We start from the raw sequence: 12,715 nt of genomic DNA on the forward strand, positions 1-12,715 counted from the left end.
GTTGGTGGCCCCGGCCGTTCCCGCGTCGGCCGCGCCCGCCCTCGAATCGGTCGTCGTGCGGCTGCGCACCCAGGTCGACCCGAGCGGCATCCACGGGCGGTCCCGGCACGAGCGGCAGGCCGCGCTGGTCCGGGCCCTGCGCGCGCGGGCCGGCGCCGACCAGCCCGGTCTGCTCGGTCTTCTCCGCCGGCGAAAGGCGCAGCGGCTGGTCACCGACGTGACCCCGCTGTGGGTGGTCAACGCCGTCGCGGTCACCGCCGCGCCGTCGGTCGTCCGGGAGATGGCGGCCCGGCCCGAGGTCGCCCGGATCGACCCCGACGTCGTCGCGGCGACCGTGCCGGCCCAGCCGAACGTCGCGGCCGTCGGCGCGCCCGCCCTGTGGGAGCTCGGTCTCACCGGCCAGGGAGCGGTGGTGGGCATCATGGACACCGGCGTCGACGTCACCCACCCCGACCTGGCCGCGAGCTGGCGCGGTGGCGCCGACAGCTGGTACGACCCGAACGGCCAGCACCCCACCGATCCGACCGACGTCAGCGGGCACGGCACCGCCACGGCCGGCGTGATCGTCGGTGCCACGACCGGTGTCGCTCCCGGTGCGAGCTGGATCGGCGTGAAGGTCTTCAACGACCGCGGCACCGCCTCGACCTCGGCGATCCACAAGGGATTCCAGTGGCTGCTCGACCCGGACGGCAATCCCGCCACCGCGGACGCGCCCGACGTCGTGAACGCCTCCTGGACCGGCTCGGCGGCCGGGTGCAGCCTGGAGTTCCAGCCCGACCTGCGCAACCTGCGGGCGGCGGGCATCCTGCCGGTGTTCTCGGCCGGCAACTACGGCGGCGCGGCCGGCACCGTGCTGAGCCCCGCCAACCTGCCGGAAGCGCTCGCGGTCGGATCGGTCGACAACACCGGCCTGGTCGATCCGTCGAGCAGCCGCGGGCCGTCCGCCTGCGACCAGCGGGTCGAGCCCCGGGTCGTCGCCCCCGGGGTCGGCATACACACCACCGACCTCTACGGCGGCTACCTCGACGCGACCGGCACGTCGGTCGCGGCACCGCACGTCACCGGCGTCGCGGCGCTGCTGCTGGGCGCCTACCCGGACCTGAACGTCGACCGCCTGCAGTCGGCGCTGGAGAGCACCGCCGACGACCTGGGCGCGCCCGGCCCCGACAACGCCTACGGTTACGGCCGGGTCGACGCGCCCGCCGCGCTGCAATGGCTGGCCACCGCGCCCGACTTCACCGTCGCCGTCGCGCCGTCGGCCCCGGCGGTCGCGCCGGGCGGGTCGGCCACGCTGGCGGTCACCGTGACGCCGGTGAACGGCTTCGCCGCGGGCGTCACGCTCGCCCTGGCCGGCCTGCCGGCCCAGGCGTCCGCGACCATCACCGGCACGACCCGGATCGCGATCACCACGACCGCCGCGATCGCGCCCGGCACCTATCCGCTGATCCTGACCGCGACCGGCGGCGGCCTCACCCGCACGGCCTACGCTCGGCTGACCGTCACGACGCCGCCCGGCTTCGCGATGACCGCGTCCCCGGCGTCGGTGACCGTCACCCGCGGCCAGACCGCCACGTACACCGTCGCGACCAGCTCGATCGGCAACTTCACCGGCCCGGTGACCCTCAAGGTGACCGGCGCGACCGCCACCATCACCCCGAACCCGGTCGCCACCCCCGGCTCGGCCACGCTGCGGGTCACCACGACCACCCGCGGCACCTTCACACTCACGGTGACCGGCACCGCCGGCACGATCCAGCACCAGGCGACGGTGACCCTGACCGTGCGCTGATGCTGACCGTTTCTGTCAGCCTTTACCGTTACCGTCGCAACCATGCGAGCCACCGGAACCTTCGAGGTTGCCAACTTCACCCCCGCTGCCGTCCCGTCCGGCGATGTCAAGACCGCCGTGCCGGTCGGCGTCGCCACCATGACCAAGACCTTCGCCGGCGACATCTCCGGCCGGTCGAGCACGCTCTTCACCGCCGCCTACGACCAGACGACCGGCGTCGGCACCTATGTGGCGATGGAGTCCTTCGAGGGCTCGATCGACGGGCTCGAGGGCGCCTTCAACTTCGCGCACTCCGCGACGACTCTGGGCGACAATCGGGAGGCGGAGTTCTTTGTCATCGTCCCCGGCAGCGGGACGGGCGACCTGACCGGCATCACCGGCACCGGCGGCCTCTCCATCGAGGCGGATGGCACCCACACCCTGTGGCTCAACTACGAAAAAACCTCATAAGGTACTGGATTGGGCCGAGTCCCCGTCGTGGCGGACCGGGCCGTGGGTGGTCACCCTCCGCGCCCGGCTGCCGGGTTGTCCTGCATGGCCTTCAGACGACCTCGAGGGCGTCCGCTTCCCGGACGGCGGGCCTCGGGGCCGGCGGGCGGACCGCGCCGGCGATCAGCATGGCCATGGTGAGCAGGGCGGCGACCACGATCAGGGCGCGCAACACGGTCAGGTGGTCGCCGAGGAAGCCGATGGTGGGCGGCCCGGCCAGGAACGCGCAGTAGCCGATCGAGGCGATCACGCTGACCCGGCCGGCGGCCTTCCGCGGGTCGTCGCCGCCGGCGCTCATCCCGACCGGGAAGCCGAGCGACGCGCCCAGTCCCCAGAGGAGCGTGCCCGCGTACGCGTAGGCCGGCGACGGACCGAACACGAACAGCGCCACCCCGGCGATGCCGATCAGCGCGAGCACCCGGACCACCGGGGTGCGCCCGTAGCGGTCGAGCAGCCCCGGCCCGAACCAGCGCCCGGCGGTCATCGCGGTCAGGAACGCGGCGAACGCCAGCGTCCCGTACGCGGCAGACACGTGGTGCCCGTCGATGGCCGCGACGCTGATCCAGTCGTTGCCGACCCCCTCGGCGAACGCGAAGGCCAGCACGAACACCCCGACCAGCAGGGTCCGCGGCTCCCGCCAGGCGGCCAGCGCGCCGGTCTTCGGGGCGTCGTCGTCCGCGAGCGGGCCGGACTCGTCGTGGTCCGGGATGAACCGCCGGGCGTGCCAGGCCACCCCGAGCACCACCACGATCGCGACCCCGGTCAGGTGCGCGGCGACCGGCACGTGCAGGGCCACCATCGCCGCGCCGGCCAGCGCCCCGGCCACCGTCCCGAGGCTGAACCCGGCGTGGAAGCGCGACATGATCGAGCGGCCGAGGTGGCGTTCCACGACGGTGCCCTGCACATTCATCGCCACGTCCCAGGCGCCGTTGGCGAACCCGAGCAGAAACAGGCCGATCACCACCGGCACGACACCGGCGAGCGAGCCGAGCGCGGCGACGGTCAGCCCGACGCCGAGCAGGACCGCCATCGAGATCACCGTGCGGGACGAGCCGATCCGGGTGACCACCGGCCCGGAGAGCGGCAGGGCGAGCAGCGAGCCGGCCGCGATCGCGAGCAGCACCAGGCCGAGGGCGCCCGCGTCGAGCCCGAGGCTGTCCCGCACCTGCGGGATCCGCGATGCCCAACTGGCGAACGCGAAGCCGGAGCCGATGAAGGCGGCGTAGGTGGCCGTGGTGGCTGCTTTCACGTGCATGTGTACGAGCGTACGCATCGTCGGGACGCGCGCGCCAGTGTTAATGCGTACGCTCGTACACATGAGCACGGATGCGGACGAGCGCTCGATGCGCGACCGGATGCTCGCCGGCGACCTCTACCTCGCCGACGACCCGGAACTGCAGGAGGCCATGCTGCGGGCGATGGACCTGATGGACGCGTTCAACGCCACCTCGGCCCGCGAGCCCGCGGAGCAGCGCCGGCTGCTGACCGAGCTGCTGGGCGCGATCGGCGAGGACACGTACCTCCGGCCGCCGCTGCGCGTCGACTACGGCAGCCACCTCCGGATCGGCGCCCGCACCTTCGCCAACTTCGGGCTGGTCGCCCTGGACGTAGCCGACATCACCATCGGCGACGACGTGCAGATCGGCACCAACGTCCAGCTGCTCACCCCGACCCACCCGGTCGACCCGTCGCTACGGCGCCAGAAATGGGAAGCCGCCAAGCCGATCACCATCGGCGACAACGTCTGGCTCGGCAGCGGCGCCATCGTCCTGCCCGGCGTCACCATCGGCGAGAACACCGTGGTCGGCGCCGGCGCGGTGGTGACGCGTGACCTGCCGCCCAACGTCGTCGCGGTCGGCAACCCGGCCCGGATCCTCCGGACCATCGAGCCGGCGGCAGGCTAAGCTGCCTCATATATGATCAAAATGGCGGTAACCAGGTAAAACGCGTTTTCTTCACGTACTGGACACTGTTAGGTCACCCGATCGTCGTGCTGCGTAACCCGAACGGGTAGGGCAAACAGCCCTTTTCCCACTGTCGGGTCAACTTTTCGGGCTATAGCCGGAAATGCGGCATTTCTGCCATTTCATGACCCACACTGTTGGAGCGGTGCGCACGCGCCGCTTCATCTGAAAGGGATTTTTTCCATGCGCCGTACTCTCCTCTTCACCGCTGGCCTGATGGTGGCCGCTGGAACGAGCCTCGCCCTCGCCGGGCCCGCGTCCGCCGCGCCCGCGAGCTGCTGCTACTACCCGAGCTCGACGCACAACACCGGCATCCTGAGCCCGAACACCAACGTGCAGCTCGCGAACCTGTCGACGGTGGTCGCCAACACGAACCTGTCGAACATCGGCAACCCGACGACTTCCGTCTTCGGCAACGCCTACGGCAGCAGCGGTGGCTCGATCTACTCGAACACCTACCTCTCGCAGCACGTCAACCAGTACGCCAACGCCGGCCAGGGCAACGGCTGGTAAGTCGGCCAAGACCGGCCAGGCGCTACGCCTGGCCGGTCGCCGTCGGCGCGTATTTCACCACTAATAGGGGAATTTCCGGAGTATTTGCTCCGAAACAGCCCATATATGTGCCCTTTCCGGAGTCTGGTGGCCCAGACTCGCCGGAGCAGTGCGCCCGCACTGCTTTGGTCCGAAAGGAACATCTATGCGTCGCATACTCCTCTATCCGGCCGGCCTGCTGATGGCAGCCGGAGCGAGTCTCGCGCTCGCGGGCCCCGCGTCCGCCGCTCCCCAAGCCCCCGACAGCGCGGCGAATCACTGCTGCGGCTTCCGGAGTCAGGGGCCGGGCTTCCACGAAGGGCCTGGCTTCCGGGGTCACGGGCCGAGCTTCCGCGGTCACGGGCCGGGCTTCCACGGTCAGGGGCTGGGCTTCCGGGGACAGGGGCCGGGCTTCCGAGGACAGGGGCCGGGCTTCGGTAGCCAGGGGCCGGGCTTCCGAGGACAGGGACCGAGCTTCCGGGGTCAGGGACCGGGCCGCGGCTTCATGGGTCAGCTCGGAAATCGGGGCAACTTGAACAACCAGATCGCGAACCTGACCTCCATCACCAACCAGATCGTGTACAACTACGGCGGCAACGTCACCTTGAACAGCAGCACCTCGCAGGCAGTCGGCCAGTCCGCCGGCAACTGAGCCAAACGGGGCCGGCCAGGGATGCCTGGCCGGCCCCGGCTTTGTTTCCGCCGTTTCCGCCGATGTCTCGACTCAGGGCACCAGCGGCCCGGCCAGCACACCCCACCCCGCCGCGCGGTCCCCGGCCCAGGTCAGTGATCCAGCGTCCCGCGGCTTGCGTCCCCACAACATCAGCAGCAGATCCTCGGCCGTGCCCGACACCTCGGCCACCGGCTCACCGGCCCCATAGGTCCAGCAGCGGCCGTCGTCGGTGGCGATGATCCGTACGGCCCGCTCGGGATAGGTGGCGGCCCCCTTGGCGATCATGCGGGGCGCCATGGTGTCGAACACCTCGGCGACACCGTCGGCGGCGAGCGCCGGCTTCAACGCGTTTGCCGAACCGAGCGCGTGCTCGGCGTCCCACCGATGCATCAGCGTCTCCTGGCTGCGGCGCCGACGCCAGAACCCGACCGTGTGCGGCGGAAAGAACGTCCACGCCTCGGTCGAGGGATCAACCGACAGGGCCCGCACGAGCGCGTCCGCCGTCTCGGCATACCAGGCCTGCAGCCCGGCCCGGTCACGGGGCGCGGCACCCTCGTCGTAGCTCCTGCCGTGCCCCTCCCGTACGGCCGCGACGACCCACAGGTTCCCCGCTCCCATGTGGACGGCCAGATCCACCAGCCGCCAGCTGCCGCAGTGCTCAACCGGAGCCGACAGGTCCCCATCCAACACGGCCCCGAACGCATCCAGCTCACGCCGAAGCTCAACCAGGTAATCCACGGTGCCAAGCTACCGCCCGCGGCTGCCCGCGCCGCCGCCCGGGAAGCGACGGAGGCCGGGTTCGCATAACACGCCGGAAACATGATCGTCATGGCCGCGCAAAATGCAACATGCAGATATGCCACTTGCGGGTCAAACTCCCGACCACGTGCCGGAAATGCAGATTTTCGGATGTTTCGTGATCCAAGATCATGGCGGCGATGCGGTCGCATCGCTTGTTCTGAAAGGGAGTTTCATGCGTCGTACCATTTTGTTCACGACTGGCCTGCTGGTCGCCGCGGGCACCAGCCTCGCGCTTGCCGGCCCCGCCGTTGCCGCGCCGGGGACTTACACCCCGCCGGTCTACTACACGCCGCCCCTCCAGTCGGGGTTCCAGAACAACTACAGCAACCAGTGGGTCGGGTCGGTTAGCGGCACCAGCTTTGGTACCAACAGCCCGGTCGGCGTTTTCAACCAGCAGTCGAACAGCTACTGCGTGTTGTACCCCTGCTAAGCAGGACAGCGACCGGCCAGGCTTCGCCTGGCCGGTCGTGCCGGCTGAGTCGAGTGCGACCCCGGCCACCTGGCGGTCCGCCGGCTCGCTTCCGCCGGCAACGAAACCCTAGGCTCCTCGCCCGAAATAACGCATATGTCGCCCGCTGGCCCGGCGCCCAGACTCGTGGGAGCGGTGCCTCCGCACAGCGTTGGCCTGAAAGGAAATCTCATGCGTCGTACGGTCCTCTACTCGGCCGGCCTGCTGGTCGCCGCAGGCGCGAGCCTCGCGCTCGCGGGGCCTGCGTCCGCAGCCCCCAGCGTCGCGGGGCCGTGCTGCAACGCCGGCAGTGCTTACGGGGGCTTCAGTAGCGTCCCGTACCCGATGCAGATCAACGTCAGCAACCAGATCGCGCTGTCCAATATCGGCGTCACGCAGCTCGGTTCTGGCAACTCCCTCGGTGGTGGCAGCCTCTACTTGACGAACCACCAAACAAATCTTGGCGGCCCGTACGGCGGCTCCTGAGCCGAATGTGGACCGGCTGGGCGAGACCCAGCCGGTCCACTGAGGACGCGAAGCCGATTCGATTCAGGGGCGGAGGAAAGCTTGGGCGGATAGCGGCCCGTATTCATCCGTGAAGACGGGGAATGGGTCGAGCCGGATTGGCTGCCGGACCATTTGACCGGCTCGCGCGGCGCAGCGGCTTGCCGTCCATCCGGTTCCACGACCCCCGCCTTGGCGCCGCGACCGTCGCCCTTGCGGCCGGCGTGGAGAAGGTCGTGCAAGAGATGCTCGGCCACTCGTCGCACACGCTGACCTCCGCCACCTAACACCAGCGTCCGGCCCGAGGTCGCCCGCGAAGCGGCGGAGGCCGCGCCGGACGCGAGCGCGAACCGCCGGGCTCACGGGCCCTTAGGGCATCGACGGAGATAAATGAGAATCGCCGCGCCGATGAAGAGAAACAGCAGGTCAATGCCGTTTTGTAAGGCGCGCCCGGCAGGATTCGAACCTGCGACCGACGGATTAGAAGTCCGTTGCTCTATCCGCTGAGCTACGAGCGCTGGCCAGGCACATACTAGGCGGTCGCCTGGGTCTTGTCGTCCGTCCGGTCTTCCGGGGGTGGCGGGACGTCGATCTCGGGCGTGCCCGGGGCCGGCAGGAAGGCGTCCACCCAGCGTGCCAGCTCGCGGAACACCTCCGCCCGCACCTCCTTCCCGGACAGGGTCAGGTCGTGGATGCCGCCGTCGAAACGGGCGATCGTCACCCGCGGCCCGAGGCGGGGCGCCCAGCGCACGATGTGTTCGACGTCCAGCACCACGTCGCTGATCCGGACGTCCTCCGACCAGGCCCGCCCCCGGAACGTACGCGTGGAGCACGCCACCATCACCGGCGCGTCGATGGACAGGCCGGCGCGCAGGCGTCGCTGGCCGCGCCGGATCGCGTTGAGCCAGCCGGTGGTCACCGGGAAGCCGGCGATCGGCTTCCAGGCCAGGTCGTATGTCCACTCGCCACGGTGGTCGGTGTGCAGGCTCTCGCCGTAGAGGCCCAGCGACGCCGTCGGGATCCTCCGGTACGGGGTGCGGCCGCTGACGCCGACCACCGCCGCCATCAGCGGGCGTTTCACCACCCACGGCACGTTGAAGTCGAAGAACGGGCTGTTCAGGAACAGGCCGTCGATCACGCCCTGGCCCTGCCGCGCATGCGACCACAGCGACGTGATCAGGCCGCCGGTGGAGTGGCCGCTGACCAGCATCTGGTCGTGGCCGTCCTCCTCGCGGATGATCCGGGCCGCCTCGTCCAGCTCGGGGAAGTAGTCGGTGAGGCTGCGGGCGAAGTTCGGGGTCTGGTGCGGCAGCAGGCTGCGGCCGTACTTGCGCAGGTCGAGGGCGTAGAAGTCCCAGCCGCGCTCGACGAAGAAGTCCGCCAGGTGCGTCTGGAAGAAGTAGTCCACGAAGCCGTGCACGTAGAGGACGGCACGGCGAGAGGGCCGGTCGGCGCGGCGACGCACGAGGGTGGCCACGACCGGGCCCTCGTCGTCGGTGCCCAGGTCGATCGTGTGCCGCTCGTAGGGCGGTCCCAAGACGTCGATCTCCACGCCGCAAGGTTACCCACCGGTATGCGTTCGCCGTATCAGATCCACGGGCCGAAACGGCGAAATTCACATGTCGGCTTTCGTCCCCAACCCAAAGATCAAAATCAGCGCCGCGTACGGGATCAGGCGCATGCTCTCGGCCTCACAGGTAACCGCCTCAGGAGGGCACAAGTGTTCGAAACCAACCTGGTCATCGTGGGAAACGTCCTCGTCGCGCCGGAATGGCGCCGCATCCCGAGCACGGGCGCGCTCGTGGCCAACTTCCGGGTCGCCTCGACGGCCCGGCGCTTCGACCGCGAGAACGACCGCTGGGTCGACGGTCACAGCGTGCGGGTTCGGGTGGTCGCCTGGCGGCGGCTGGCCGAGAACGTCGCCTCGTCGGTAGCCGTCGGCGATCCGGTCATCGTCTCGGGGCGGCTCTACACCCGGGACTGGAAGGACGAGAACGGCAACCCCCGGATCTCGTACGAGATGGAGGCCTATGCCATCGGTCACGATCTGGCCCGTGGCCGGAGCCGGTTCTACCGGAGCAAGGCCGGTCAGGGCGTCGCGCTGCTCGAGGACGGCGCGGCCGACGCGATGGTAGCCGGCCTGTCGTCACTCCCGGTGACCGACGAGGAGGCGCCGATCTCGTTCGGTGACGGCCTGCCCGACGGTGGCGAGCCGACCTTCGTCGAGCCCGCGCCGATCGTCGTCGGCGAGTCCGGGTCCGAGCCCGGACCCGAGCGCGAGTTTGAATCCGAGCCCGAGTCCGAACGCGGACACGAGCGCGAGGTCGAGCCGATGCTCGCCGGAGCGAAGGAGCCCGCAGCCGAACCGGACGAGGATTTGGCGATCGAGGTGGAACGCCTGGTCGCGGATCATCCGCCGACCGTCCGGCGCACCCGCCGCACCAAGCGGGAGCCGGTCGCGGCCTGACCCGGGTGGCCCCTGTTCGGATTAGGTCGTCCGAACAGGGGCGGCCCGCCCGGTTGGCCCGCGCGGGGGTTCTCCGGGCAGACTGGGGCCCGTGTTGTTGAAGGAGATCCGCGCGATCGCGGGCGAGACCCTGGTGCTCTCGCCCCACGACCGGGACGCCGAGCGCGCCAACACGAGCTGGTTCGGCGCACCACCGCACGAGCGCATGGGCATGTCCGCCGACGAGGTGGTCACCGCCTTCGAGGAGACCGCCGAGCTGTTGCGCACCCAGGTGGCCATGTTGCCGTACGCGGGGCCGGCCACCTTCTACGTCTGGCACGACGAGGACGCCGGGCAGCTGCGGTGCTCGACCGTCTCGTGCGGATACGACGCCCTGCCGTTCGACGCGCCCTACCAGGCGACGAGCAACCTGCACGGCATCGTCAAGGAGTTCCTGGAGGACCGGGCGCCCGGCGCCCTCGTCTGGGGCGAGCAGGTGCCGGTTCCGTTCCCCGCGGGGGACGCGGAGCGGGCAGTCTGGGTGTGCAGCCTTTGCCCATGACCGGCATGACAGCTGAACGGGGGGAGTGACCGCAGATGGCGGGCGCGGACGCGGCCGGCCTGGTGGCCGGCTATCTGCTCGACGCGGCGCTCGGCGACCCACGACGGTTCCACCCGGTGGCCGGCTTCGGCACGGCCGCCGGTGCGCTCGAACGCCGCCTCTACCGGCCCGATCGCCGGTCGGGCGTGGCGTTCGCCGCGCTGGCGGTGGGTGGGCCGGCGCTGGCCGGCCTGGCCGCGGCCCGTGCCACCCGGCGCCACCCTGTCGCGCGGGCGACCCTGGTGGCCGCCGCGACCTGGACGGTGCTGGGCGGCCGTGGGCTGCGCCGCGAGTCCCGGATCATGGCGGGTCACCTGGACCACGGCGACCTGCCGGCGGCCCGCGAGCGACTCAGCCACCTCTGCGGGCGCGATCCGTCGACCTTGGACGGTCCCGAACTGGCCCGCGCCACGGTCGAGTCGGTCGCCGAGAACACGTCGGACGCGGTCGTGGCCCCGCTGGTGTGGGGCGGCCTGCTCGGGCTGCCCGGCCTGCTGGCCTACCGGGCGGCCAACACGCTGGACGCCATGGTCGGCCACCGCTCGGCACGGTACGAGCGGTTCGGCACCGCCTCGGCCCGGCTCGACGACGCGCTCAACCTGCTGCCGTCCCGCCTGACCGGCCTGCTCACGATCGCGGCGTCCCCGCTGGCCGGCGGCTCGCCGGGGGAGACGTTGCGGGTCTGGCGGCGGGACCGCAACGATCACCCCTCGCCGAACGCCGGGCAGTGCGAGTCGGCCATGGCCGGCGCGCTCGGCGTGCGCCTGGGCGGCCGCAACATCTACTTCGGACGCAGCGAGGTGCGGCCGCTCCTCGGCGACGGCCCGCGCCCCTCGGCCGTGCACCTGCGGCGCGCGGCCCGGCTTTCCGGCGCGGTGGGCGTGGCCGCCACCGCGATCGCCGCCACCCTGGCCCTGGCCCGCCGGAGCCGGCGATGACCGGCGGGCTGCTTGTCGCCGGCACCACGTCCGATGCGGGCAAGAGCGTCGTCACCGCCGGCATCTGTCGCTGGCTGCACCGTCGCGGGGTCAAGGTCGCGCCGTTCAAGGCACAGAACATGTCGAACAACTCGGCGGTGGTGGTCGGGCCGGACGGCCGCGGCGGCGAGCTCGGCCGGGCGCAGGCGATGCAGGCCGCGGCGTGCGGCCTGCCGCCCGACATCCGGTTCAACCCGGTGCTGCTCAAGCCGGGCAGCGACCGGTCCAGCCAGGTCGTCCTGCTCGGCGAGGCGGTCGGCACGGTCACCGGCGGTAACTACCGATCGATGCGCGAGCGGCTGGCCGCCACCGCGTGGGCCACCCTCGACGAGTTGCGCGCCGAGTACGACGCGGTGATCTGCGAGGGCGCCGGCAGCCCCACCGAGATCAACCTGCGGGACGGCGACTTCGTGAACATGGGCCTGGCCCGGCACGCCGGCCTGCCCACGATCGTGGTCGGTGACATCGACCGGGGCGGCGTCTTCGCCGCGTTCCACGGCACCCTCGCGCTGCTGAGCCGCGCGGACCAGGCGCTGGTCAGCGGCTTCGTGATCAACAAGTTCCGCGGCGACGCCGGCCTGCTGCGGCCGGGCCTCGACATGATCACCGAGGCGACCGGCCGGCCCGTGTACGGCGTCCTCCCGTTCCACCTCGACGTCTGGCTGGACGCCGAGGACTCGCTGGCCTACGGCCGCACCCTCGGGCGGCCCGGCCCACCGCGCGGCGACCAGTGGCTGCGGGTGGCCGTGGTACGTCTGCCGCGCATCTCGAACGCCACCGACGCCGAGGCGCTGGCCGCCGAGCCCGGGGTCCGGGTGCAGCTGACCGTCGAGCCCGCCGACATCGCGGACGCCGACCTGGTCGTCCTGCCCGGCTCGAAGTCCACCGTCGGCGACCTTGCTTGGCTGCGCGAGTCCGGCCTGGCCGAGGCGATCGGCCGGCACGCAGCCGCCGGCAAGCCGCTGCTGGGCATCTGCGGCGGCTTCCAGATGCTCGCCGAAACCATCGACGACGAGGTGGAGAGCGGCCGCGGCCGGGTACCCGGGCTGGGCCTGCTGCCGGTCGGCATCACGTTCGGCCCGCGCAAGATCCTCGCCCGGCCGGTGGGTGAGGGGTTCGGCGCCCCGGTGCGCGGCTACGAGATCCACCACGGCTTCGTGTCCCGCGGCGAGCCCGCGCCGCTGCTGCGGTACGCCGACGGCCGGCCCGAGGGCGCGGTGGTCGGCAACGTCAGCGGCACGCACTGGCACGGTGCGTTCGAGAACGACGAGTTCCGCCGCCGCTTCCTGACCGAGGCGGCGCGGCAGGCCGGCCGGCACGGCTTCGCGGTGGCGCCGGACACCCGGTTCGCCGCGGTCCGGGAGCGGGCCCTCGACGTGCTCGGCGACCTGGTCGAGGAGCACGTCGACACGGACGCGCTGTGGCGCCTGATCGAACGAGGCCCGTCCGCGCGGCTGCCGTTCGTGCCGCCCGGGGCCCCGACATGAGATAC

14 protein-coding genes and 1 tRNA gene are annotated in these 12,715 nt (G+C 71.3%); 11 read left to right on the top strand and 4 right to left on the bottom strand.

The genetic code is table 11. The annotated features are described in order from the left end of the window. The first annotated feature begins 4 nt into the window (after window positions 1-4). Entirely contained in the window at window positions 5-1,789 is a 1,785-nt protein-coding gene (locus ODJ79_RS04510) for a S8 family serine peptidase (protein WP_263022025.1), read from the top strand. 42 nt (window positions 1,790-1,831) lie between these two features. Next, window positions 1,832-2,239, top strand: a complete 408-nt coding sequence (locus tag ODJ79_RS04515; protein ID WP_263022026.1) for a DUF3224 domain-containing protein — start codon at window positions 1,832-1,834, stop codon at window positions 2,237-2,239. A 91-nt stretch (window positions 2,240-2,330) separates the two neighbouring features. Here the strand turns inward: ODJ79_RS04515 and ODJ79_RS04520 are convergent, their stop codons facing one another. Beyond that, the gene (locus tag ODJ79_RS04520; protein WP_263022027.1) at window positions 2,331-3,533 is read right to left on the bottom strand and encodes an MFS transporter; all 1,203 of its coding nucleotides are present in this window, start codon (window positions 3,531-3,533) and stop codon (window positions 2,331-2,333) included. Window positions 3,534-3,594: 61 nt separating this feature from the next. On the opposite strand from ODJ79_RS04520, the gene ODJ79_RS04525 reads away from it, so the two are divergent. Together ODJ79_RS04525 and ODJ79_RS04530 are read left to right on the top strand one after the other, a co-directional pair. Further along, entirely contained in the window at window positions 3,595-4,182 is a 588-nt protein-coding gene (locus ODJ79_RS04525) for a sugar O-acetyltransferase (RefSeq protein WP_263022028.1), read from the top strand. Between the two features lie 243 nt (window positions 4,183-4,425). Then, entirely contained in the window at window positions 4,426-4,755 is a 330-nt protein-coding gene (locus ODJ79_RS04530; RefSeq protein ID WP_263022029.1) for a hypothetical protein, read from the top strand. A 742-nt stretch (window positions 4,756-5,497) separates the two neighbouring features. Here ODJ79_RS04530 and ODJ79_RS04535 read toward each other — a convergent pair. Beyond that, complete coding sequence (locus ODJ79_RS04535; protein ID WP_263022030.1) at window positions 5,498-6,184, bottom strand: maleylpyruvate isomerase family mycothiol-dependent enzyme; 687 nt, start codon at window positions 6,182-6,184, stop codon at window positions 5,498-5,500. 118 nt (window positions 6,185-6,302) lie between these two features. On the opposite strand from ODJ79_RS04535, the gene ODJ79_RS04540 reads away from it, so the two are divergent. The 3 genes from ODJ79_RS04540 to ODJ79_RS04550 all read left to right on the top strand — a co-directional run bounded on the left by ODJ79_RS04540 (window position 6,303) and on the right by ODJ79_RS04550 (window position 7,486). Continuing rightward, window positions 6,303-6,677 (top strand): hypothetical protein, encoded by a 375-nt coding sequence (locus ODJ79_RS04540; protein ID WP_263022031.1) that lies wholly within the window; start codon window positions 6,303-6,305, stop codon window positions 6,675-6,677. A gap of 210 nt (window positions 6,678-6,887) precedes the next feature. Continuing rightward, window positions 6,888-7,181, top strand: coding sequence for a hypothetical protein (locus tag ODJ79_RS04545; protein WP_263022032.1), 294 nt, complete (start codon window positions 6,888-6,890; stop codon window positions 7,179-7,181). Window positions 7,182-7,360: 179 nt separating this feature from the next. After that, a complete protein-coding gene (locus tag ODJ79_RS04550; protein ID WP_263022033.1) occupies window positions 7,361-7,486 on the top strand; it encodes a hypothetical protein in 126 nt (41 codons plus the stop codon). Between the two features lie 158 nt (window positions 7,487-7,644). Here the strand turns inward: ODJ79_RS04550 and ODJ79_RS04555 are convergent. Further along, window positions 7,645-7,717: transfer RNA gene (locus ODJ79_RS04555), tRNA-Arg, on the bottom strand. 14 nt (window positions 7,718-7,731) lie between these two features. After that, window positions 7,732-8,751, bottom strand: coding sequence for an alpha/beta hydrolase (locus tag ODJ79_RS04560; RefSeq protein WP_263022034.1), 1,020 nt, complete (start codon window positions 8,749-8,751; stop codon window positions 7,732-7,734). Between the two features lie 168 nt (window positions 8,752-8,919). Between ODJ79_RS04560 and ssb the strand changes: the two genes are divergently transcribed. The 4 genes from ssb to ODJ79_RS04580 all read left to right on the top strand — a co-directional run bounded on the left by ssb (window position 8,920) and on the right by ODJ79_RS04580 (window position 12,710). Continuing rightward, window positions 8,920-9,666, top strand: coding sequence for a single-stranded DNA-binding protein (ssb, locus tag ODJ79_RS04565; protein WP_263022035.1), 747 nt, complete (start codon window positions 8,920-8,922; stop codon window positions 9,664-9,666). A 91-nt stretch (window positions 9,667-9,757) separates the two neighbouring features. Next, window positions 9,758-10,207: a hypothetical protein gene (locus ODJ79_RS04570; protein ID WP_263022036.1), complete on the top strand. Its 450-nt coding sequence runs from the start codon at window positions 9,758-9,760 to the stop codon at window positions 10,205-10,207. Between the two features lie 35 nt (window positions 10,208-10,242). Next, window positions 10,243-11,184 carry a cobalamin biosynthesis protein gene (locus ODJ79_RS04575; protein WP_263022037.1) on the top strand — a complete coding sequence of 314 codons (942 nt, stop codon included), beginning with the start codon at window positions 10,243-10,245 and terminating at the stop codon, window positions 11,182-11,184. Further along, window positions 11,181-12,710, top strand: a complete 1,530-nt coding sequence (locus ODJ79_RS04580; protein WP_263022038.1) for a cobyric acid synthase — start codon at window positions 11,181-11,183, stop codon at window positions 12,708-12,710. Before ODJ79_RS04575 ends, ODJ79_RS04580 begins: the two co-directional genes overlap by 4 nt. Window positions 12,711-12,715 lie beyond the last annotated feature (5 nt).

This window comes from Actinoplanes sp. KI2 (genome assembly GCF_025630775.1).
GTDB lineage: Bacteria > Actinomycetota > Actinomycetes > Mycobacteriales > Micromonosporaceae > Actinoplanes.

Coding starts and splice junctions, on each gene's coding strand:
- ODJ79_RS04515 (WP_263022026.1), top strand. CDS start 1,832: ATGCGAGCCACCGGAACCTTCGAGGTTGCCAACTTCACCCCCGCTGCC.
- ODJ79_RS04520 (WP_263022027.1), bottom strand. CDS start 3,533: ATGCACGTGAAAGCAGCCACCACGGCCACCTACGCCGCCTTCATCGGC.
- ODJ79_RS04525 (WP_263022028.1), top strand. CDS start 3,595: ATGAGCACGGATGCGGACGAGCGCTCGATGCGCGACCGGATGCTCGCC.
- ODJ79_RS04530 (WP_263022029.1), top strand. CDS start 4,426: ATGCGCCGTACTCTCCTCTTCACCGCTGGCCTGATGGTGGCCGCTGGA.
- ODJ79_RS04540 (WP_263022031.1), top strand. CDS start 6,303: ATGCCACTTGCGGGTCAAACTCCCGACCACGTGCCGGAAATGCAGATT.
- ODJ79_RS04545 (WP_263022032.1), top strand. CDS start 6,888: ATGCGTCGTACGGTCCTCTACTCGGCCGGCCTGCTGGTCGCCGCAGGC.
- ODJ79_RS04575 (WP_263022037.1), top strand. CDS start 10,243: ATGGCGGGCGCGGACGCGGCCGGCCTGGTGGCCGGCTATCTGCTCGAC.
- ODJ79_RS04580 (WP_263022038.1), top strand. CDS start 11,181: ATGACCGGCGGGCTGCTTGTCGCCGGCACCACGTCCGATGCGGGCAAG.